This window comes from Castellaniella sp. MT123 (assembly GCF_039614765.1).
In the GTDB taxonomy this organism is placed as follows: Bacteria; Pseudomonadota; Gammaproteobacteria; order Burkholderiales; family Burkholderiaceae_B; genus Castellaniella.
In genome coordinates this window covers 2,022,610-2,042,160 of the sequence record NZ_CP154879.1, presented here as the reverse complement: position 1 = coordinate 2,042,160, position 19,551 = coordinate 2,022,610, and the positions used below count along the sequence as shown (strand labels likewise).

The window sequence follows — 19,551 nt, the reverse complement described above, 5'->3', positions numbered from 1 at the left end:
GAAGGAAGAGTGATGCAAACCTTGCAAGACCTGACGCGGGACGCCGTATCGACATTGCTGCTGTCCCCCGGGGAGCAAGAGGTCGATCGAGTCATGACGATCTGTAATGCCTGTCGCTACTGCGAGGGGTTTTGCGCAGTCTTTCCGGCCATGGCCAGGCTACTGGAATTCAACAAGGCCGACATCCACTATCTGGCCAATGTGTGCCACAACTGCGGTGCCTGTCTGCATTCCTGCCAGTATGCGGCCCCGCACGAATTCGCCGTGAACGTGCCGCAGGCGATGGCTGCGGTCAGGCCTCAGACATACGGCGAGTTTGCCTGGCCCAAGGCATTGGGCCAGCTGTACCAGCGGGCTGGCTTGACGATGGCGCTGGCAACAGCAGGCGGGCTGGCTATGTTTCTGGTGCTGGTCCTGATCGTCAATCAGGGGTCATGGCTGCATGCCCCCCTGGCAGGGAATTTCTACGCCATTTTTCCTCATAACCTGTTGGCGGCGATGTTCGGCCTGGTCTTTCTGTATGTGATCGTGGCGCTGGGCATCGGCGTCCGTTCATTTTGGCGGATGCTGTCGCCGCCCGCCGTCTCCCATGTTGTCATGGGTGCCGCCAGCCTGGATGCCACGGGCAATGTCCTGACGTTGAAGTATCTGGACGGTGGCCATGGCAAGGGGTGCAATGACGATGACGACCGTTTCACCCAGCGGCGGCGCGTGTTTCACCATTTCACGTTCTACGGGTTCGTGTGCTGTTTCATCGCGACGTCGCTCGGGACCATCTATCACTATTTTTTGAACGATCCTGCGCCTTATCCATTCTTCAGCCTGCCGGTGCTGTTCGGCACCGTCGGCGGGATCGGCCTACTGATCGGCCCCGCTGGCCTGCTGTGGCTGAATCTGGTGCGACACCCCGACCACGCCGTCGTCGGACAACAGCCGATGGATCGAGGTTTCATTGCCTTGCTGATCCTCGTCAGCGCGACAGGGCTTGTCCTGCTGGCCTGTCGTGATACGGGTGTCATGGGGCTGCTGCTGGCCATCCATCTGGGGGCCGTCATGGGGTTCTTCCTGACGATGCCCTATGGCAAGTTTGCGCATGGCGTGTTCCGATCGGCAGCGCTGCTGAAGAGCGCCTTGGATCGCCGGATGGATGGCCTGACCGTCGCGCGCAACGCCTGACGCAGGCCCGCGCTGAATCGGCCGGCGGATCCTTCTGGGTCCGCTGGCTATCTTTCTCCCAGCGCACTGGTAGCTTATAAATTTACGTTATATGCTACGAGGTTAACCGGGGAAGTGGGCATGGTAAATTCACGTCTTGCATCCTGCTGATCCGGGATCTTGCCATTTGAGTGACCCTGTATCTTGATCGATCTCGAGAACATCCGTAAAACCTATGAATCGGCCGGCCGCACCGTTCACGCGCTGGCCGATGTCAATCTGAACATCCGCGAAGGCGAGGTCTTCGGCATCATCGGCCGCTCCGGTGCCGGCAAAAGCACGCTCATCCGGATGCTCAATCTGCTGGAGCGCCCCACCGAGGGCAGCGTGCGGGTGGATGGGCGTGACATCACCGCCTATCCGGATGCGCAGCTGCGTGAATACCGGCGCACGGTGGGCATGATCTTCCAGCACTTCAACCTGTTGCGCGCGCGCACGGTCATGGATAACGTCTGCTTTCCGCTGCGTCTGTCGGGCATGCCAAGGGCCGACCGCGAGGCGCGTGCCCGCGAGGTCCTGAATCTGGTCGGCCTGTCCGATCACGCGCACAAATATCCTGGGCAGCTGTCGGGCGGCCAGCAGCAGCGGGTGGGTATCGCGCGGGCGCTGGCCAGCAGGCCGCGCCTGTTGCTGTGCGACGAGGCCACGTCCGCCCTGGATCCGGAAACCACGCAATCCATCCTGCGACTGTTGGGCGACATCAATCAGCGTCTGGGGTTGACCATTGTGCTGATCACCCACAGCATGGATGTGATCCGCGCCGTCTGCGATCGGGTGGCCGTGATCGAATCCGGGCGTATTGTCGAGGTCGGCCAGGTGCTGGAAGTCTTCCTGCATCCGCAGCACGCTGCGACCCGCGCGCTTCTGTCGGAAAGCGGGCTGGATGGAGGCGAAGGCTGGCGCGCGATGGCCGACGGCCTGCCCGGCCGGTTGCTGCGGCTCAGTTTTCGCGGGGAAGACACATCCCGGCCCCTGCTCAGCCGTCTCAGTCGGGATTTGAATCTGGATCTCAGCATCCTGCAGGGGTCCGTCGGGCGGATCAAGGACACCCCCTACGGTCAGTTGATCGTCGCGGCCGATGGGGCCAGCGCCGATCTCGATGCGCTGCCGGGTACGCTGGACGAGGCTGGAGTGCACTACGAGGTGCTGCGGACATGATGGCCAATGTGGATTGGTGGATGATCGGCGAAGCGACGATCGACACCCTGCTGATGACAGGCTTTTCCCTGCTGTTCACGATCCTGATCGGCCTGCCGGTCGGCGTGCTGCTGTTTCTGACCAGCCCGGGCCAGATGATGAGCAACCGGGGGGTTTATCAGGGCGTGGCCTTCATCGTGAACGTTCTGCGCTCGGTGCCGTTCCTGATCCTGCTGATCGTGATGATCCCCATGTCCCGCCTGCTGGTCGGGACGGCGCTGGGCGTGCAGGGGTCGATCCCGCCGCTGGTCGCCAGTGCGGCGCCATTCTTTGCCCGGCTGGTGGAAAACGTGTTGCGTGAACTCGATCCCGGCGTCAGCGAAGCCTGCCGCTCGATGGGGGCGACTTCGCGCCAGACCGTGCTGTGGGCGCTGCTGCCCGAGGCCACCACCGGCATCCTGGCCGCGGTCGTTGTCACCGCCATCACCCTCGTGGGCTATTCCGCCATGTCGGGCGTGATCGGCGGCGGCGGTCTGGGGGATCTGGCGGTCCGCTACGGGTATCAGCGCTATCAGGGTGATGTGATGGCGGTGACGGTCGTGGTCCTGGTGATCATGGTGCAGGTGTTTCAGGTGCTGGGCGATCGCTGGGTGGCCCGGCTCAATCGACGGTAGTTTTTCGTGGGCGGCGCCGAGGTGCCGCCCATCCGTGAGTCTTTCAAGGAGATCGTTCATGTTCAAGAAATTCGTGCCGGCCTTGGCGCTGGCCCTGCCGCTGGTTTTTGCGGCGCCCGCTCATGCCGTCAAACTGACCGTGGCGGCGACGCCCGTCCCCCACGCCGAACTGCTGGAATTCGTCAAGCCGGATCTGGCCAAGGAAGGCGTGGATCTGGACATTAAGGTCTTCACCGACTACGTCCAGCCCAATCTCCAGGTCGCCGACAAGCAGATCGACGTCAACTTCTTCCAGCACCAGCCGTATCTGGATTCCTTCAACAAGGAACACGACACGCATCTCGTGTCGGTCGGCCTGGTCCACGTCGAGCCGTTCGGTGCGTATTCCAAGAAAATCAAGAACATCAAGGACCTGAAGGACGGCGCCCTGGTCGCCATCCCGAACGATCCATCCAATGGCGCGCGCGCGTTGCTGCTGCTGCAGAAGCAAGGCCTGATCAAGCTGAAGGATCCCAGCAATATCCTGGCGACGGCCCGCGACGTGGCTGAGAACCCGAAGCACCTGAAGTTCCGCGAACTGGAAGCCGCCACGCTGCCGCGCGTGCTGCCGGACGTGGATCTGGCCCTGATCAACACGAACTATGCGCTGGAAGCGGGCCTGAACCCGATCAAGGACGCCTTGTTCATCGAGGACAAGGACTCGCCCTATGCCAATATCGTGGTGACCCGTGCCGACCGCAAGGATGACCCGGCCATCCGCAAGCTGGTCGATGCCCTGCACACCGCCAAGGTTCGCGACTACATCCTGACCCACTACAAGGGTGCCATCGTGCCCGCATTCTGAGGCGCCTGGCCGCTTTGGGAATCCCCTTGGAACTCTAGGGGATTTCCCCAAAATCTGGCAAAAGACCCGGATTTCCTGTCGCCGCAGCGACAGAGATTCCGGGTCTTTCAGTTAAGATGGACGCTTGGCGCGGCGAGAAGGCCGCCTCTGAATCATCCCACAAGGAGTCCCAGATGATGTTGCCCAAATCCCTGAAAGCCGCCCTGCTGGGGCTGGCCTTTTCATTGGCGCTGCCGGTCGCTCATGCGGCGGACAAGGACCTGGTGGTCGCCACCGACACGGCCTTCGTGCCCTTCGAGTTCAAGCAGGACGGCAAGTACACCGGGTTCGATATCCAGCTGTGGCAGGCCATCGCAAAGCAGGCAGGCCTGAAATATCGCCTGCAGCCCATGGATTTCAACGGCATCATCCCGGGCCTGCAGACGCACAACATCGACGTGGCGCTGGCGGGGATCACCATCCGCCCGGATCGCGCGAAGGTCATCGATTTTTCCGATCCTTACTATGAATCCGGCCTGGCGATCCTGGTCAACAAGGACAGCTCGATCAAGACCGCCAAAGACCTGGAAAACAAGACAGTCGCCGTCAAGATCGGCACCGCCACCGTGGACTACATGAAGGCCAACGTGCCTTCGGCCAAACTCAAGCTCTTCCCCAACATCGACAACGCGTTCCTGGAACTGGCGACCGGCCGGGTCGATGCCGTGGTGCACGATACGCCCAACGTCCAGTACTACGCCAAGACCGCCGGCCAGGGCAAGGTCAAGGTCGTCGGATCCCTGAAGAGCGGCGACTTCTATGGCATCGCCTTCCCGAAGGACAGCAAGCTGGTCCCGGTCGTCAACAAGGCGCTGGCCGACTTGAAGGCCAACGGCACCTACGACACACTCTACGAAACCTGGTTCGGCAAGAAGCCGGATTGACGCTTCCGTCGCCGATAGGGTGATTCTGTGACTTTCGAATGGTCCGCTATCTGGGCAGCTTGGCCGGACCTCATGGCCGGTGCCTGGATGACGATCCAGATCACGGTCCTGGGTCTGGTGGGTGGCACGATCATCGGCGGGCTGGCCGGCGTGGTGGTCACCTATGTGCCCATTCCGGTCACGCGCCGCAACCTGGCCTGGACCGTCCTGGCGCTGGTCGTCGTCTATGCGCTGCTGCGGCTGTCGTCCTGGCTTAGCAGCGGTCCGCTGGCCGGTGTGGCGCCGGAAATTTCCTGGGCAGTGCGGCTGGCGGTGCTGGCGGTCGTCCTGTGGCGTTGTCTGGCCTGGATTCCGGTCGTGCTGTCGATCATCGCCCAGATTTACATCCTGCTGATGCGCGGCACGCCGATTGTCGTGCAGGTGATGTTCATCTACTTCGCCCTGCCGCTGCTCGTCAATCTGCGCATCGACGGCTTCACGGCGGCCGTCTTCACGCTGATGATCAATTCTGGCGCCTATATCGCCGAGATCGTGCGCGGCGGCCTGCTGTCGGTCCCCAAGGGCCTCCAGGAAGCCGGTCAGGCCATGGGGTTGCCGTTCTACAAGATCCTGGCGCATATCATCGGCCCGGTGGCGCTGCGGCGCATGATTCCCACGATGGGCAATCAGTGCATCATCAGCCTGAAGGATTCCTCGCTGTTCATTGTCATCGGTGTGGCCGAGCTGACCCGCCAGGGCCAGGAAATCATCGCCGGCAATTTCCGTGCCGTCGAGATCTGGGCGGCGGTCGCGGTAATCTACCTGATCATGACTGGCTTCATCGCGCTGGCGCTCAAATTCATTGAACACAGGACGCGCATCGTATGAGCATCGTCGAGTTCAAGAACGTCACCAAATGTTTTGGCGAGAACGTCGTGCTCGATGGGATCAGTCTATCCATCGATCCCGGCGAGGTCGTGGTTGTCGTCGGTCCTTCCGGGTCGGGCAAATCGACCTTCCTGCGTTGCATCAACGTCCTGGAAACGATCCAGGGCGGTGACATCGTCGTCAACGGACACAGCGTTCACGGCAAGGCCTCGCAGGTTCGCGAATTGCGCCGCGAGGCCGGCATGGTATTTCAGCAGTTCAATTTGTTTCCGCAGCTGACCGCGCTGGAAAACGTCATGTTTGGCCCGCTCCATACCCGGGGGACGTCCAAGGCCCAGGCACGAGAGCAGGCGCAGGAACTGCTGCGCAAGGTCGGCTTGGCCGAACGTGCCGGCCATTATCCCGGACAGCTCTCGGGCGGGCAGCAGCAGCGGGTTGCCATTGCCCGGGCGCTGGCCATCAAGCCTATGCTGATGCTGTTCGACGAGCCCACCTCGGCACTGGATCCCGAATTGCGCCACGAGGTCCTGAGAGTGATGCAGGATGTGGCCGAGGAAGGCATGACCATGATCGTGGTCACGCATGAAATGGAATTTGCCCGCAAGGTCGGCAGCCGGCTGATCTTTATGGATCAGGGCAAGATCGCCGAGGACGGCGTCCCCGAAACCCTGCTCAGCCACCCGCCCAGCCAGCGGCTGCGGGATTTCCTTCAGCACGTGTCTTGATCGGGTGTCAGCGCGCGACGGTGGCCCGGACGGTGCGCGTGGCAATGATCTTGTCGGATCCGTCCGCCAGGACCTGGACGGTCACCTGACGCAGGCGATAGGCCTTTGGCAGTTCCGCCTGACCCTGGATGACGATATAGCGCCCCATGTCCAGGCTTTGGGTGCCCAGGTCGACATAGGCCGTGTTGCCGTTGGGGTAGCTGCCGATGCCGATCAGCTTGACGTTGCCCTTCAGGTTGGCGATATCGGTCTGGCCCTTGGCGGGTTCCTGGATCAGCAGCACCTGATAATGCAGGCCGTCGGGATGCACGCTCATGTCGGTGTAGCGGATGCCGGGCGAGGTGCCGCGCGGATCCGGCGGGATGGCGGCGAGCAGGCTGGCGACGCCTGATTCCATGTCGGTGGCGTGTTTGCGCAACTGCTCGACGCGGGTGCTTTCATCCTTTTGCGTTTCCTGGGCCTGTTTCAGATCCTGGTGCAGCGTCTTGGATTCATTGGACAGACGCTGGTTTTCCAGGCTGGCGGTGTTCAGGTCCATGCGCAGCTGCTCGGACTGCTCGACGGTCAGGCGCTGCGGGCCGTAGCTGCGCTGCAGGAACAGCACACCACCGGCACCCAGCACGATGCCGGTGATCAGCAGCAGCAGCCAGCGCGGGATGCCGCGGCTGCGCCGGGTATAGCCATACGGGGTGGGTTTGAAGGTTGGGCGGTTAGGGCCAAAAGACATGACGGAATTCCTGAAGCGGCTAGGAGCATGGTACCGAAACCCATAAGCATAAACGGTTTGCCGCTGCTGTCGCCGGATGGTCTACAGACGGTTGCGAATTGCCAGAACTGGACAGGTCGGGATCCGTGTCCGTGGTCGAGTGTAGCAGCCCGCTTATCGCAGGGCTGGGTGTGCGCCGTGCGGGTGGCGCAGCAACTGGTCCAGCCGGTCCAGGCGCTCGGGCGTGCCGACATCCACCCAGCAGCCCGGGTGGCGCTCACCGGTCACGGCCTGGTGGGTCATGGCCCGGCGCAGCAGCGGCGCCAGCGGGGCGGCGCGATCTGGATCCGTCCCGGTGAACAGCGACGGGCGGTACAGGCCGATTCCCGCAAAGGTCAGGGTGGTGGCGCCCGGTGGCGGTGGCGTCACGGTGCCGTCCGCCTGCCGTGTGAAATCACCCTCGGGGTGGTGGGTGGGGTTGTCCACCAGCAGCAGGTGGGCCTGCGTCGTATCGGCCAGATCCGCTGCCCAGCTATGTGCCCGGGCCGGATCCCAGTCGCACCAGATATCCCCGTTGACGACCAGAAACGGCTGTTCCTGAAAGAAGGGCAGCGCGTGGGCGATCCCGCCGGCTGTCTCCAGGGCGGGCGATTCGGCCGAATAGCGCAGGCGCACGCCCCAGGCACCGCCGTCGCCCAGCGCCGCCTCGATCCGATCGCCCAGCCAGGCATGATTGATCAGGATGTCGGTGATGCCGGCATGGGCCAGCCGCCGCAGATGCCAGACGATGAGCGGCTGTCCGCCCACCGGCAACAGGGGTTTGGGGCAGGTGTCGGTCAGCGGGCGCATCCGTTCGCCGCGCCCCGCAGCCAGGATCATGGCCCGCATCAGAAGGAATACCCCTGACGGGCGGGGACTTGCTCGACCTGGTCCAGCAGACGCAGCAGCGGATGAAACACGGTATAGCGCCCCGCGACCTGGCGCACGTAGGTCAGTACCCGGGGCATATGGTCCAGATAGTGATGCTTGCCGTCGCGATGCGACAGGCGGGCGAAGACGCCCAGGATCCGCAGGTTGCGCTGCAGGCCCATCCATTCGTATTCCAGATGGAATTGCGCGAAATCCGCCGGGACGGGCAGGCCCGCGGCGCGGGCATATTCCCAGTAGCGGATGGCCCAGTCCAGCTGCTGCGGTTCGTCCCAGGTGGTGCGGGCGTCCATCACCAGGGATGCGATGTCGTAGCTGAGCGGCCCCTGCAACGCATCCTGAAAATCGATCACGCCGGGGATGAAGTCGGGCGCGCCCGTGCCGATCATGAGGTTCGGCGAATGGAAATCGCGGTGGACGAAGACCTGTGGCTGGGCGCACGCTTGCCGGGCCAGCAGGGCGAAGATCCGCGTCAGCCTGGTTTGCGTGTCGGCATCCGGCGTGTGTTTGTGGTGGACCTGCAGATACCACTGCGGGAACAGATCCAGTTCCTGCAGTAGCCGGGCCTCGTCGTAGACCGGCAGCCCGTCGGCGGGGCATTGCTGCAGCGCGACCAGGGCCCGCAATGCGCCGCGCATGTGGTGCTGCAGGGCTGTTTCGTCCTGGCCCAGGCCGTCCCGGATGGCCTCGTAGAACGTCTGGTTGCCCAGGTCGCTGAGCAGCAGGAAGCCTTGGGACAGATCCTGCGCGTGGACGACCGGCACGCGCAGGCCGCCGTCGGACAGCCGCTGGGCGATCCGGACGAACGGCCCGCAGTCCTCGTGCGGCGGTGGAGCGTCCATCACGATCAGGGGGCCATCCGCGGTCTGGATGCGGAAGTAGCGGCGGAAGCTGGCGTCGCCCGACACGGGGGTCAGCGAGGCGGGGTCCAGGCCCCGCGTGGCGGGCTGCTGGCGCAGCCAGTGATGCAGCGCCTCCAGGCGCGAATCCGGAAGTTCAGTGACGGTCATGAGGGTGATCGGGGGAAATGACAAATGGCTGGTCGCGTACGCAGGGGGCGCGGCTTCTCTATAATACTGGGTCGCTGGTCGGTGTGGTGCGCGGATCGGCGGCTTTCTGTCACCATCCTGTTTTAGGGGACCCCGTCTTCGTGCATTGGATCAGCCGCATCCTCCTCCTGAGCGCCGCCTTGTCCGCGCCGGCGCTGGCTGTCGAACCCCCGGCCAAGGCCGAGGGGTTGCGCATGGTCGACGGTCTGCGTCTGCATCCGCGCCTGAAGGACGACGCCCTGCCGTCGTTTCTGATCGGCGATGACATGACCCGCGAGACGGGGGGGCGCGTGATCCTGCGGGGCAACGCTCAGGTGCGCAGGCTCGATGGCGTGGTGAAGGGCGACCGCATCGATTACGACCAGGCGACCGGCGAGACCGACGTTCGCGGCAACGGGCTGTTGATGCGCGATGGCAATATCGTCGAAGGCCCTCGCCTGCGCTTTAACGTCCACACCAGCCAGGGCGTGGTCGAGGCGCCGCGATTCTGGCTGGGCGCCACGGGCGGCCAGGGCGAGGCCGTGCACGCCGACATCCTCAGCCGGCAGCACGTGCGTCTGAAGGACGTGCATTACACGGGCTGGAACGGGCCGGATCCGGCCTGGTACATCGATGCCAGCCGGGTGGATCTGTATTTTGATGAGCACGAAGGCGCGGCCCGCAACGGGGTCCTGCGCTTCAAGGGCGTTCCCATCCTGTATTCGCCGTACCTGACGTTTCCGTTGGGCCGGGAACGCAAGAGCGGCTTCCTGATACCGACATACGGCACGTCCAGCAACAGCGGCCTGGAAATCACCACGCCGTATTATCTGAATCTGGCCCCGAACTACGATGCCACGCTCTATCCGCGCTTTCTCGGCAAGCGCGGCCTGCTGATGGGAACCGAATTCCGGCACCTGGGGGAATCGTCGCATTCCGAGTTGTTCGGCACCTACATCATGCACGACCGTCAAACCGGGGACGCGCGCTGGCTGTACTCGACGCAGCACACCGAAGATCTGGGCCATGGCGTGCAGCTCTATCTCGATGCGCGCCGGGTTTCGGACGACAATTATTTCCGCGATTTTTCGTCGTTCGGGCTGACCGACGCGGCGATCACCTACATGCCCAGTCAGGCGCTGCTCTCCTGGAGCAATGGCAGTCATTTCAGCGGATCGCTGCAGTTCTATAAATACCAGACTTTGCAGGACAGCACGGGGTCGTTCCTGGCGCCGCCCTACGACAAATTGCCGGAACTGTATTTCCGGGCCCAGCATTATGGCTGGAACGGGTTCGACGTGGTGTCGGACAATTACGCGACGCGTTTCATGGCGCCGATCTATCAGGGGGATGCCTTCCCGACTCTGTCCGGCAAGCGTCTGATGCCCAATGGCACCCGCCTGACGTCCTATACCTCGATCTCGCGCCCCTTCGTGACCCCAGGCGCCTACCTGACACCGAAGATCGGCCTGCACATGAGCCAGTACCAGACAGACTGGTTCTATGGCGAAATCCAGGGCCTGCCACCCGAATTGCAGGGGCGTCCGCGCGTGCAGTCACGCGTGCTGCCGATTGCCTCGGTGGATACCGGCCTGACACTGGAACGCGATGCTTCGCTGTTCGGCAACGCGGCGATCCAGACGCTGGAGCCTCGCCTGTATTATCTGTACGTCCCTTACCGCGATCAGTCCGGTCTGCCGGTCTTCGATACCGGGATGGCCACTTTCAGCTATCAGCAGGCCTTCGACGAGAACATCTTCAGCGGCGGCTGGGACCGGATCGCCAATGCCAATCAGCTGACCACCGGGCTGACGACCCGCTGGCTGGATGCGGACACGGGCTTCGAGCGGCTGTCGCTGTCGGCGGCGCAGCGTTTCTATTTCACCGACCAACAGGTCACGCTGCCCAGCCAGACCCCGCGCAAGGCCACGGAATCGGATTATCTGATGGGGGCGAATGCCGCGCTGACCGACCGGTTCTCGGTGTATTTCGACGGCCAGTTCGATCATGACACCATCAAGCGCAGCCGGCTCAGTTCCGGGGTGCGGTGGAGCCCCAAACGGCTGGCCACCATGTCGCTGTCCTATCGCTACGAGCGCGATCCCAATCTGTATACCGACCCCTATCAGACGCTGCCGCCGGGCACGACGCTGCAGTCGCGCGAGCAAATCAGCGTGACCAGCCAGTGGCCACTGACGCAGCGTTGGTTCGGCGTAGGCCGTTATGATTACTCCCTGACCGAAAAGCGCAGTACCCAGTCCATCGTGGGGGTCGAGTATCGTGGTGATGGCGGCTGGGCTGCCCGGGCCGTGCTGCAGCGCTATGCGGTATCGGCGCAGGTAACCAATACGGCGCTGTTCCTGCAACTGGAACTCACCGGCCTGGGATCGCTGGGTACCGACCCCATGTCACTGCTGTCTGATCGGATCACGGGTTATCAATCCGTGACTCCTCCCACGCCTGAAAAAACCAATTTCGAGAGGTACGAATGATGTCCGGCTTGCGTCATCCCGCCTATGTGCTTTCCCTGGCCGTGGCGCTGGGCGGCAGCGCGTTGGTACCCGCTCATGCGGCCAAGACGTCCCCCCGCCATGTGGCGCCCGCCTCGCAGGCGGCGCCCACGGAACAGTTCGTGGACGGGATCGCCGCCATCGTCAACAAGCAGGTCATCACTCTGGGGCAGCTGTCTGAAAAGACCGCCCAGGTCCGCGGTCAGATGCAGCAGCAGCGCATCCCGGTGCCCGAGGATGCCGTGTTGCGGCGTCAGGTGCTGCAGCAGATGATCAACTCGGCCTTGCAGGACCAGGAAGCCCAGAAGGTCGGCATCAAGATATCCGATGCCCAGCTGGATCAGGCCATCGGGTCGGTGGCCCAGCGTAACCGGATCGGCGTCGATCAGCTCAAGCGGGAAGTCCTGGCCAGCGGCCTGAGCTGGGATCAGTACCGGTCGGAACTGCGTTCCCAGGTCCAGGACGATGCCCTGCGCCGGCGCTTCGTCGAGGATCGCATCACGATCAGCGACAGCGACGTGGACGCGTTCCTTCAGTCCCATGCGGACATGCCGGTAGGGCCGGCTGCCGGCGCGCCGACGCAGCCCGAGGCCGCGCCCGAACCCGCCCCCGTGCCGACGGGACCCGAGCTGGTCGAGCTGGCCCAGATCCTGGTTGAAGTCCCCGACTACGCGGCCAGCTCCGTCGTGGCGGAAAAGCGCAAGCAGGCCGAGACGATCCTGCGCAAGCTGAAATCCGGCGGGAATTTCGCCGGGCTGGCGGCGGCGTCGTCGAACGGCCCCCAGGCCCTGCAGGGCGGCGACATGGGGATCCGGCCGCTGAAGGACTGGCCGGATCTGTTCGTGCGCGCGATTGCCGATGTGCCGGCGGGCGGGATCAGCGGCATCATCCAGAGTGGTCGGGGTTTCCACATCCTGAAGGTGGTGCGGCGCGGATACGCGCAGCGGCCCGCCCCGAAAAAGGCATCCGCACCCCAACCGGCGCCGACACCCACGCCGGCCAGACAGCCGGCGGCCGCTTCCGGCCCCATGATGGTCACGCAGACGCACGCCCGCCACATCCTGATCAAGACCTCCAAGGTCATGAGTGACGACAAGGCGCGCGGTATTCTCAGCGGCCTGCGCACCCGCATCGAGCACGGCGAATCCTTTGCGGAACTCGCCAAGCGCTATTCCCAGGATGCATCCGCCCCGCAGGGTGGCGACCTGGGCTGGGTAAATCCCGGGGATACCGTGCCGGCCTTCGAGCAGGCCATGAACGCGCTGCAGCCCGACCAGGTCAGCGAACCCGTCAAATCGCCTTTTGGCTGGCATCTGATCCAGGTCGAAGGCCGCCGCACGAAAAACATGGAGCAGGAATTCCGCCGCATGCAGGCGCGCCGCGAACTGATGGAGCGCCGGATCGGCCCTGCCTACGAGGACTGGCTGGATCAACTGCGCAGCCAAGCCTATATCGACAACCGGCTGGAACACACCCGCTCGGGCACGCAATAAGCACGATGGCTCACCAGGCACGCAAACGCTTCGGGCAGCATTTTCTTCACGACGAATCGGTCGTGGATGCCATTGTGCGTGCCATCGATCCCCAGGCCGACGATCTGATGATCGAGATCGGCCCGGGCCTGTCGGCCCTGACAGCACCACTGCTGCACCATCTGAAGCAGCTGACGGCGGTAGAACTGGACCGGGATCTGGCGCGGCGTCTGCGCGCCACCTGGACCGAGGATCGTCTGCGGGTGGTCGAGGCCGACGCGTTGACGGTGGATTTTGCGGCGATCCTGCCGGATCCCGCCGAAACGCGTCTGCGCATCGTCGGCAATCTGCCCTACAACATTTCCACCCCGCTGCTGTTTCATTTGATGCGCTGGGCCGATCAGGTCCGGGATCAGCATTTCATGCTGCAGCGTGAAGTCATCGATCGTATGGTGGCGCGGCCGGGCGACAGCCAGTATGGCCGTCTGTCCGTCACGCTGCAGGCGCGCTATCGCATGACGCATCTGTTCGACGTGCCGCCCGCCGCTTTCGACCCGCCGCCCAAGGTCATGTCGGCTATCGTGCGCATGCGTCCGCTGGCAGCGGGGTCGTTTCGTCAGCCCCGCGACCCGGCGGTGTTCGATCAACTGGTGTCGCGGGTGTTCGAGCATCGCCGCAAGATGATACGCGGCAGCCTGGGTGCCTGGACCGATCGTCTGGATTGGGACGCCCTGGGCATCGCACCCACGGCGCGTCCGCAGGAACTGTCGGTCGGGCAGTTCATGGATCTTGCCGATGCGCTGGTGGCGTCCGGGGTGACGGCGCGCTAGCCGTCACTGTGCTGGAGGCGGGTGCCCGTGGTGACGGCGTCCGGACGGCCGATCAATCCTGGCGTCCACCGTGCTGAATGAGTTCGATCTTGTAGCCGTCGGGGTCCTGCACAAAGGCGATGACCGTGGTGCCGTGTTTCATCGGGCCTGCCTCGCGCACGACCAGCCCGCCCCGTGTCTTGATGGTGGCGCAGGTGTCGTAGGCGTCCTCGACCTCGATGGCAATGTGACCATAGCCGTCCCCGATATCGTATTTTTCCGTGTCCCAGTTATGGGTCAGTTCGATGACCGCGCCCTCGGCCTCGTCCTGGTAGCCGACGAAGGCCAGCGTGAAGCGCCCTTCGGGATAGTCCTTGCGACGCAACAGCTTCATGCCCAGGACGTCCGTGTAGAACATCAGGGAACGGTCCAGGTTGCCGATGCGCAGCATGGTGTGAAGTAATCGCATGGTGGGATCCTTGGGTGGGTTATCCATCCATGATACGCAAATACGGCTGCGATCGTCTTGTCCGGCCCCCGGACGGGCGTCAGAACAGCGGCAGAGTCGCCGGGTGATGCCGGGCCAGCGCATCTCGGGCCTGTTTGAAGTCCGGATACAGTCGGTCCACCTCGCGCCAGAAGGCCGGGCTGTGATTCATTTCCGTCAGGTGCGCCACTTCATGCGCCACCACGTAGTCGATCAGCGATGGTGGCAGATGAATCAGACGCCAGTTCAGGCGGATGCGGCGCTGGCCGCTGCACGATCCCCAGCGGCCCTGGGCGGCCGACAGGCCCCAGCCCCGGATCCATTGCCCTGCGTGGTCCAGATAGTGTCGCAGGCGCGGCTCGAAATCGCGCAGCGCCTGGGCCTGCAACCAGACCTGGGCTCGTTCCTGAATGCGCGTGCCATCGGCGGTGCCGGGCAGCGGCAGGCTGAGCCGGTTGCCGGCGACGGGATGGTCCGCGTCGCCGTTGAAGTCCGCGTCGCGGGTGCCATCCAGCTGTAATTCGATCATCACCCCCAGGTAGGGAATCCGGCCGCCGGCACGCCACTGGGTGTCCCGCAGTGCCAGGATCTCCAGCCGTTCACGGCTGATCTTCAGCTTTTCCCGGATCCAGGTGGATTTTTCCCGGATGACGTCCTCGATCTGGCGACGGCTCGCCCAGGTAGGCGCCTGGATCAGCAGGCGGGTCTCGCGGATGGTCAGGCCGATGGTCTTGCGGCGGGAACGCCGCAAGGCATAGTCCAGGGGTTCTCCGTTCAGCTGGATGTCGTGGCGCGCGTAGCCGGGCGGATCGATCCTGGAGGACGGATCCGGGGCGAACAGGTTGAGCTGCCTTGCGTCACCGGTCGGCATAGCGTTCGGGGTTCAGGCGTCGCATCTCGGCCTCGATCCAGTCGCGTACGGCGTGGTTCAGGGTGGCCGACGTGTATCCGGCCGGATCCAGCGCGGGGCCGAACGAGACGGTCACTAGCCCCGGGGTCTTCAGGAAGGCGTTGCGCGGCCAGCGTTCCCCCGCATTGTGGGCCACCGGGATGACCGGGGTTCCGGTCTTGCAGGCCAGCATGGTGCCGCCCTGTTTGTAGCGGCCGGTTTCCCCGGGCGCGACCCGGGTGCCTTCGGGAAACAACACGGGCCAGCGTCCCTCGCGCAGACGCTGGCCGCCAATGCTCACCACCTGATCGAAGGCCTCGCGGCCTTTTGTCCGGTCGATAGGGATCATGCTCAGCAGGGCCAGGCTCCAGCCGAAAAAAGGAACGTAGTGCAGTTCCTTTTTATAGACGAAGACCACGTGGCGGGGCAGCTTGACGGCGAAGTACAGCGTTTCCCAGGCCGATTGATGCTTGGACAGGATGATGGCGGGCCCATCGGGCAGATGCTCCATGCCGCGCGCCTGGTAGCGGATGCCGAGGATCCAGCGCGCGCCCCACAGAGCCAGACGAGGCCAGCCCAAGGTAAGGCGGTAGCGCCAGACGAGCGGCAGCGGCGCCCACAGGACGCAGCACAGGGCATAGGGGATCACCGTCACGACCAGGAAGACCATGTACAGGGCGGAACGCAGAAAGGTCATGAATTGGCCTTGAGCAGGGCATCGGCCACAGCGGCCAGATCGTTGCGCACTTCCGTGCCGGCGGGCAGTTCCCCGCTGGTGCCGGAAGTCTCCCAGGTCTTGTTGCCCTTGCCGGTCAGGACCAGCCACGGCGTGCAGCCGGCCGCGGCGGCGGCCTGCAGATCCCGCAGGCTGTCGCCCACGAGGGGTACGCCGTCCAGATGCACGTCCATCCGGTGCGCGATGTCGTAGAGCATCCCGGGCAGGGGCTTGCGGCAGGTGCAGGCCTCGTCCGGACCATGCGGGCAGAAAAAGATCGCATCGATGCGCCCGCCGGCCTCGGCCACCGCCTGGCGCATACGGGTGTGGATGGCCCCCAGCGTTTCCATGGAAAACAGGCCGCGGGCAATGCCGGACTGATTGCTGGCGACCACCACGCGCCAGCCGGCGTGGCTCAGGCGGCCGATCGCTTCCAGGCTGCCGGGAATGGGGATCCACTCGTCCGGTGATTTGACGAAGGCGTCGCTGTCCTGATTGATGACGCCGTCCCGATCCAGGATGATGAGCTTCACTGCGCGAGCCTCGAGAGGTCGGCGACCTGATTCATCAGGCGATGCAGCGATTGCAGCAGGGCCAGCCGGTTGGCGCGAACCTTTGCATCGTCGGCCATCACCATGACGTCGGTGAAGAACTGGTCCACTGCGGCGCGAGCCTGTGCCAGCACGGCCAGACTGGCCGTGAAGTTGCCGGCTTGCAGTTCGGCGGTGGCCTGGGGTTCCAGGCGGGCAATGGTGTCCGCCAGCTGCCGCTCGGCGGCTTCGGCCAGCAGGCTGGCATCGAAGGCGGGCAGGGTGTCGTCCGCCTTCTTCAGCAGGTTGCTGACGCGCTTGTTGGCGGCGGCCAGGGATTCGGCCTCGGGCAGGGCGGCGAATTCCATGCAGGCCGCGACGCGCGCAGCGACCTGATGCAGAGGCGGGCGCAGGGCCAGAACGGCGTCGACGGCGGTGCGGTCGCAGGCGGCGGTCAGCTGATTGCGATAGCGTTCGTAGACGAAGTCCAGCACGGCATCGACCGTGCCGTCGGCCAGGGTGCCTGGGGCGAAACCTGCCGCCGCCTGAGCCAGCAGGGCGCCCAGACGTGCCGGAGAATCCTGGCTGGCCTGCAGCCAGCCGCCGGCCGTCAGTTGTTCGTAGGCGCTGATCAAGCCCAGGGCGGCGCGGCGCAAGCCATAGGGATCGCGCTCGCCGGTGGGGGCCAGACCGATGCCCCAGATCCCGACCAGGGTTTCGGCGCGTTCGGCCATGAACAGGACGGCCGCCGTGAGCGTGTCGGCCGTGACGGCGTCGTCCAGGCGGATGCGGTACTGGTCGCGCAGGGCGCGCACCACATCGGCGGCTTCGCCGTCGTGTCTGGCGTAATAGGCGCCCATGATGCCCTGGAGTTCCGGGAATTCGCCCACCATCTGGGTGCCCAGATCGGCATGCGCCAGCCAGGCGGCGCGCCCGGCGGATTCCGTGGAGCCGCCCAGCAGCGGCGCCAGCCATCGCGCCAGGGCCTGGACGCGTTCGGTGCGTTGCAGCTGGCTGCCCAGTTTGTGGTGATAGACGCTGTGCCCCAGATCGGCCACCCGGTTGGCCAGCGGGGTCTTCAGGTCGGTCTGGTAGAAGAACTGGGCATCGGCCAGACGCGGGCGCACCACGCGCTGGTTGCCCTGAATGATGAAGGACGGATCCTGTGGGCACATGTTGCTGACGATCAGGAACCGGTGGGTCAGGGCTCCGGTCGCCGGATCGAACAGCGGGAAATATTTCTGGTTCAACCGCATCGTCAGGATGAGGCATTCCGGCGGCACGGCCAGGAAGGCTTCCTCGAAGGCGCCGACGTAGACCGTGGGCCATTCGACCAGGGCCGTGACTTCGTCGAGCAGGGCGTCGGCCTCTGGGGATACCCCGATGGTCGCCCCCAGCGCAGCCGATGATTCGGCCAATTGGCCGGCGATCCGGGTGCGTCGTTCGGCAAAGCCGGGGATCACATGACCCAGGCTGGACAGCTGGCCGGCCCAGTCGTCCGCTGAGGCGATCGTGATCGGTTCCTGGCACAGGAAACGATGGCCGCGCGTGACGCGGTCAGCCTGCAGGCCCAGGATCCGGACTGGGACGATAGCATCGCCCCACAGGGCCAGCAGCTGATGCGCCGGGCGCACGAATTTGACGCTGGTATGCCCGTCGGCCAGTTGATACTGCATGACCTTGGGGATCGGCAGATGGGTGACCGCATGTTCCAGGGCCTGCTGCAGGCCATCGGCCAGCCGTGCGCCAGCCGCAGTGCCTTCGGCGAACAGGACGTCCTGCTTGCCATCGTGGTGGCGCGTCAGATCGGACGGCGTCAGGTGCGCTAGGCCTTTGGCCTGGAGCTTCTTCAGCAGGGCGGGGGTGGCCGCGCCCTGGGCATCCAGGCCGATGGTCGCGGGCATCAGTTTTTCGGCAAAGGACTGGTCCGGTGCCTGGTCCAGGACAGCGCTCAGGCGCACGGCCAGCCGGCGTGGGCTGGCAAACGCCGTGCAGTCGCAGCCGTCGGCCAGCAGGTGCTGGCCCTGGAGGATGGCGCGGATACCGGTGGCAAAGGCCTCGCCCAGCGCGTTCAGAACCTTCGGGGGGAGTTCCTCGGTGACCAGTTCGACGATCAGGGGGCGGGTGCTCATGCCTGCACCTCCCGCAGCATCGGAAAGCCCAGCCGTTCGCGCGAGTCGAGATAGGCCTGGGCCACGGCGCGCGACAGATTGCGGATGCGGCCGATGTACGTGGCGCGTTCGGTGACGCTGATGGCGCCCCGGGCGTCCAGCAGGTTGAACGTGTGCGCGGCCTTCAGGGTGGCCTCGTAGGCCGGCAGGGCCAGCGGGACCTGAATCAGGCGCGTGGCCTCGGCCTCGTAGTCGTTGAAATGGGAAAACAGCATGGATGTGGAGGCGTATTCGAAGTTGTAGGTCGACTGTTCCACCTCGTTCTGGTGGAACACGTCCCGGTAGAAGACGCGATGGCCGTCGGGAGTTTCGGTCCAGACCAGGTCATAGACCGATTCCACGCCCTGCAGGTACATGGCCAGGCGTTCCAGGCCGTAGGTGATCTCGCCGGTGGTCGGATTGCAGTCCAGGCCGCCGACCTGCTGGAAGTAGGTGAACTGGGTGACTTCCATGCCGTTGAGCCAGACCTCCCAGCCCAGGCCCCAGGCGCCCAGTGTGGGGTTTTCCCAGTCATCCTCGACGAAGCGGATGTCGTGCTGTTGCGGATCGATCCCCAGCACCTGCAGCGACCCGATGTACAGGTCCAGGATATTGGTCGGGGCCGGTTTCAGGACCACCTGAAACTGATAATAGTGTTGCAGCCGGTTCGGGTTGTCGCCGTAGCGCCCGTCCTTCGGGCGGCGCGACGGCTGGACGTAGGCGGCCCGCCAGGGTTCCGGGCCGATGGCGCGCAGGAACGTGGCTGTGTGCGAGGTGCCGGCCCCGACTTCCATGTCGTAGGGCTGCAGCAGGGTGCATCCCTGCCTGTCCCAGTATTGCTGGAGCGATAAAATCAGTTGTTGGAATGTGAGCATGACGTGGCGGACAATCCGCGAGGTTCGTATCTGAAACTCGGGTACAGTGCGGGCTGCACCCGAAACGG

Annotated in this window: 19 protein-coding genes; 10 read left to right on the top strand and 9 right to left on the bottom strand. The window is 64.5% G+C overall.

Annotation, left to right across the window (positions count from 1 at the left end; translation table 11 throughout):
* Positions 1-12: 12 nt before the first annotated feature.
* The 7 genes from tcuB (at position 13) to glnQ (ending at position 6,385) form a co-directional block, all read left to right on the top strand.
* A complete protein-coding gene (gene tcuB, locus ABCV34_RS09550) occupies positions 13-1,176 on the top strand; it encodes a tricarballylate utilization 4Fe-4S protein TcuB (protein WP_345795991.1) in 1,164 nt (387 codons plus the stop codon).
* Between the two features lie 183 nt (positions 1,177-1,359).
* Positions 1,360-2,373: a methionine ABC transporter ATP-binding protein gene (locus ABCV34_RS09545; protein WP_345795989.1), complete on the top strand. Its 1,014-nt coding sequence runs from the start codon at positions 1,360-1,362 to the stop codon at positions 2,371-2,373.
* Positions 2,370-3,026: a methionine ABC transporter permease gene (locus ABCV34_RS09540; protein WP_345795988.1), complete on the top strand. Its 657-nt coding sequence runs from the start codon at positions 2,370-2,372 to the stop codon at positions 3,024-3,026. The genes ABCV34_RS09545 and ABCV34_RS09540 overlap by 4 nt, the downstream gene beginning before the upstream one ends.
* Before the next feature lie 58 nt (positions 3,027-3,084).
* On the top strand, positions 3,085-3,870 hold the full coding sequence (locus ABCV34_RS09535) for a MetQ/NlpA family ABC transporter substrate-binding protein (protein WP_345795987.1): 786 nt from the start codon (positions 3,085-3,087) through the stop codon (positions 3,868-3,870).
* 176 nt (positions 3,871-4,046) lie between these two features.
* Positions 4,047-4,793 (top strand): glutamine ABC transporter substrate-binding protein GlnH, encoded by a 747-nt coding sequence (glnH, locus tag ABCV34_RS09530; RefSeq protein ID WP_345798753.1) that lies wholly within the window; start codon positions 4,047-4,049, stop codon positions 4,791-4,793.
* Between the two features lie 72 nt (positions 4,794-4,865).
* Positions 4,866-5,660 (top strand): ABC transporter permease subunit, encoded by a 795-nt coding sequence (locus ABCV34_RS09525; protein WP_345795986.1) that lies wholly within the window; start codon positions 4,866-4,868, stop codon positions 5,658-5,660.
* Complete coding sequence (gene glnQ / locus ABCV34_RS09520; protein ID WP_345795985.1) at positions 5,657-6,385, top strand: glutamine ABC transporter ATP-binding protein GlnQ; 729 nt, start codon at positions 5,657-5,659, stop codon at positions 6,383-6,385. Before ABCV34_RS09525 ends, glnQ begins: the two co-directional genes overlap by 4 nt.
* Before the next feature lie 7 nt (positions 6,386-6,392).
* Here glnQ and ABCV34_RS09515 read toward each other — a convergent pair whose 3' ends face one another.
* The 3 genes from ABCV34_RS09515 to ABCV34_RS09505 all read right to left on the bottom strand — a co-directional run bounded on the left by ABCV34_RS09515 (position 6,393) and on the right by ABCV34_RS09505 (position 9,028).
* Positions 6,393-7,112 carry a hypothetical protein gene (locus ABCV34_RS09515; RefSeq protein WP_345795984.1) on the bottom strand — a complete coding sequence of 240 codons (720 nt, stop codon included), beginning with the start codon at positions 7,110-7,112 and terminating at the stop codon, positions 6,393-6,395.
* A 153-nt stretch (positions 7,113-7,265) separates the two neighbouring features.
* Entirely contained in the window at positions 7,266-7,979 is a 714-nt protein-coding gene (gene murU, locus ABCV34_RS09510; protein WP_345795983.1) for an N-acetylmuramate alpha-1-phosphate uridylyltransferase MurU, read from the bottom strand.
* On the bottom strand, positions 7,979-9,028 hold the full coding sequence (locus ABCV34_RS09505) for a phosphotransferase (RefSeq protein ID WP_345795982.1): 1,050 nt from the start codon (positions 9,026-9,028) through the stop codon (positions 7,979-7,981). The genes murU and ABCV34_RS09505 overlap by 1 nt, the downstream gene beginning before the upstream one ends.
* Before the next feature lie 140 nt (positions 9,029-9,168).
* On the opposite strand from ABCV34_RS09505, the gene ABCV34_RS09500 reads away from it, so the two are divergent.
* Genes ABCV34_RS09500 through rsmA form a run of 3 tightly spaced genes read left to right on the top strand, consistent with a single transcriptional unit; the run spans position 9,169 to position 13,858 of the window.
* Positions 9,169-11,538 (top strand): LPS-assembly protein LptD, encoded by a 2,370-nt coding sequence (locus ABCV34_RS09500; protein WP_345795981.1) that lies wholly within the window; start codon positions 9,169-9,171, stop codon positions 11,536-11,538.
* Positions 11,535-13,049, top strand: a complete 1,515-nt coding sequence (locus ABCV34_RS09495; RefSeq protein WP_345795980.1) for a peptidylprolyl isomerase — start codon at positions 11,535-11,537, stop codon at positions 13,047-13,049. Before ABCV34_RS09500 ends, ABCV34_RS09495 begins: the two co-directional genes overlap by 4 nt.
* Positions 13,050-13,054: 5 nt before the next feature.
* Positions 13,055-13,858 carry a 16S rRNA (adenine(1518)-N(6)/adenine(1519)-N(6))-dimethyltransferase RsmA gene (gene rsmA / locus ABCV34_RS09490; RefSeq protein ID WP_345795979.1) on the top strand — a complete coding sequence of 268 codons (804 nt, stop codon included), beginning with the start codon at positions 13,055-13,057 and terminating at the stop codon, positions 13,856-13,858.
* Positions 13,859-13,910: 52 nt separating this feature from the next.
* On the opposite strand, the gene gloA is transcribed toward rsmA, so the two are convergent.
* From gloA to glyQ, 6 genes are all read right to left on the bottom strand, one after another.
* On the bottom strand, positions 13,911-14,306 hold the full coding sequence (gene gloA, locus ABCV34_RS09485; protein WP_345795978.1) for a lactoylglutathione lyase: 396 nt from the start codon (positions 14,304-14,306) through the stop codon (positions 13,911-13,913).
* Between the two features lie 79 nt (positions 14,307-14,385).
* A complete protein-coding gene (locus ABCV34_RS09480; RefSeq protein ID WP_345795977.1) occupies positions 14,386-15,195 on the bottom strand; it encodes a SprT family zinc-dependent metalloprotease in 810 nt (269 codons plus the stop codon).
* The gene (locus ABCV34_RS09475; RefSeq protein WP_345795976.1) at positions 15,182-15,910 is read right to left on the bottom strand and encodes a lysophospholipid acyltransferase family protein; all 729 of its coding nucleotides are present in this window, start codon (positions 15,908-15,910) and stop codon (positions 15,182-15,184) included. The genes ABCV34_RS09480 and ABCV34_RS09475 overlap by 14 nt, the downstream gene beginning before the upstream one ends.
* Positions 15,907-16,461 (bottom strand): D-glycero-beta-D-manno-heptose 1,7-bisphosphate 7-phosphatase, encoded by a 555-nt coding sequence (gene gmhB / locus ABCV34_RS09470; RefSeq protein ID WP_345795975.1) that lies wholly within the window; start codon positions 16,459-16,461, stop codon positions 15,907-15,909. Before gmhB ends, ABCV34_RS09475 begins: the two co-directional genes overlap by 4 nt.
* Positions 16,458-18,590, bottom strand: coding sequence for a glycine--tRNA ligase subunit beta (gene glyS / locus ABCV34_RS09465; protein ID WP_345795974.1), 2,133 nt, complete (start codon positions 18,588-18,590; stop codon positions 16,458-16,460). Before glyS ends, gmhB begins: the two co-directional genes overlap by 4 nt.
* Complete coding sequence (gene glyQ, locus ABCV34_RS09460; protein ID WP_345795973.1) at positions 18,587-19,483, bottom strand: glycine--tRNA ligase subunit alpha; 897 nt, start codon at positions 19,481-19,483, stop codon at positions 18,587-18,589. The genes glyS and glyQ overlap by 4 nt, the downstream gene beginning before the upstream one ends.
* Positions 19,484-19,551: the final 68 nt, after the last annotated feature.

Bases quoted from the DNA above. Each gene is read 5' to 3' on its own strand.
- ABCV34_RS09480 (WP_345795977.1), bottom strand. From the start codon at position 15,195: ATGCCGACCGGTGACGCAAGGCAGCTCAACCTGTTCGCCCCGGATCCG.
- murU (WP_345795983.1), bottom strand. From the start codon at position 7,979: ATGCGGGCCATGATCCTGGCTGCGGGGCGCGGCGAACGGATGCGCCCG.
- ABCV34_RS09515 (WP_345795984.1), bottom strand. From the start codon at position 7,112: ATGTCTTTTGGCCCTAACCGCCCAACCTTCAAACCCACCCCGTATGGC.
- ABCV34_RS09475 (WP_345795976.1), bottom strand. From the start codon at position 15,910: ATGACCTTTCTGCGTTCCGCCCTGTACATGGTCTTCCTGGTCGTGACG.
- glyQ (WP_345795973.1), bottom strand. From the start codon at position 19,483: ATGCTCACATTCCAACAACTGATTTTATCGCTCCAGCAATACTGGGAC.
- ABCV34_RS09505 (WP_345795982.1), bottom strand. From the start codon at position 9,028: ATGACCGTCACTGAACTTCCGGATTCGCGCCTGGAGGCGCTGCATCAC.
- ABCV34_RS09535 (WP_345795987.1), top strand. From the start codon at position 3,085: ATGTTCAAGAAATTCGTGCCGGCCTTGGCGCTGGCCCTGCCGCTGGTT.
- glyS (WP_345795974.1), bottom strand. From the start codon at position 18,590: ATGAGCACCCGCCCCCTGATCGTCGAACTGGTCACCGAGGAACTCCCC.
- tcuB (WP_345795991.1), top strand. From the start codon at position 13: ATGCAAACCTTGCAAGACCTGACGCGGGACGCCGTATCGACATTGCTG.
- ABCV34_RS09540 (WP_345795988.1), top strand. From the start codon at position 2,370: ATGATGGCCAATGTGGATTGGTGGATGATCGGCGAAGCGACGATCGAC.
- glnH (WP_345798753.1), top strand. From the start codon at position 4,047: ATGTTGCCCAAATCCCTGAAAGCCGCCCTGCTGGGGCTGGCCTTTTCA.
- ABCV34_RS09525 (WP_345795986.1), top strand. From the start codon at position 4,866: ATGGCCGGTGCCTGGATGACGATCCAGATCACGGTCCTGGGTCTGGTG.
- glnQ (WP_345795985.1), top strand. From the start codon at position 5,657: ATGAGCATCGTCGAGTTCAAGAACGTCACCAAATGTTTTGGCGAGAAC.
- ABCV34_RS09495 (WP_345795980.1), top strand. From the start codon at position 11,535: ATGATGTCCGGCTTGCGTCATCCCGCCTATGTGCTTTCCCTGGCCGTG.
- gloA (WP_345795978.1), bottom strand. From the start codon at position 14,306: ATGCGATTACTTCACACCATGCTGCGCATCGGCAACCTGGACCGTTCC.
- rsmA (WP_345795979.1), top strand. From the start codon at position 13,055: ATGGCTCACCAGGCACGCAAACGCTTCGGGCAGCATTTTCTTCACGAC.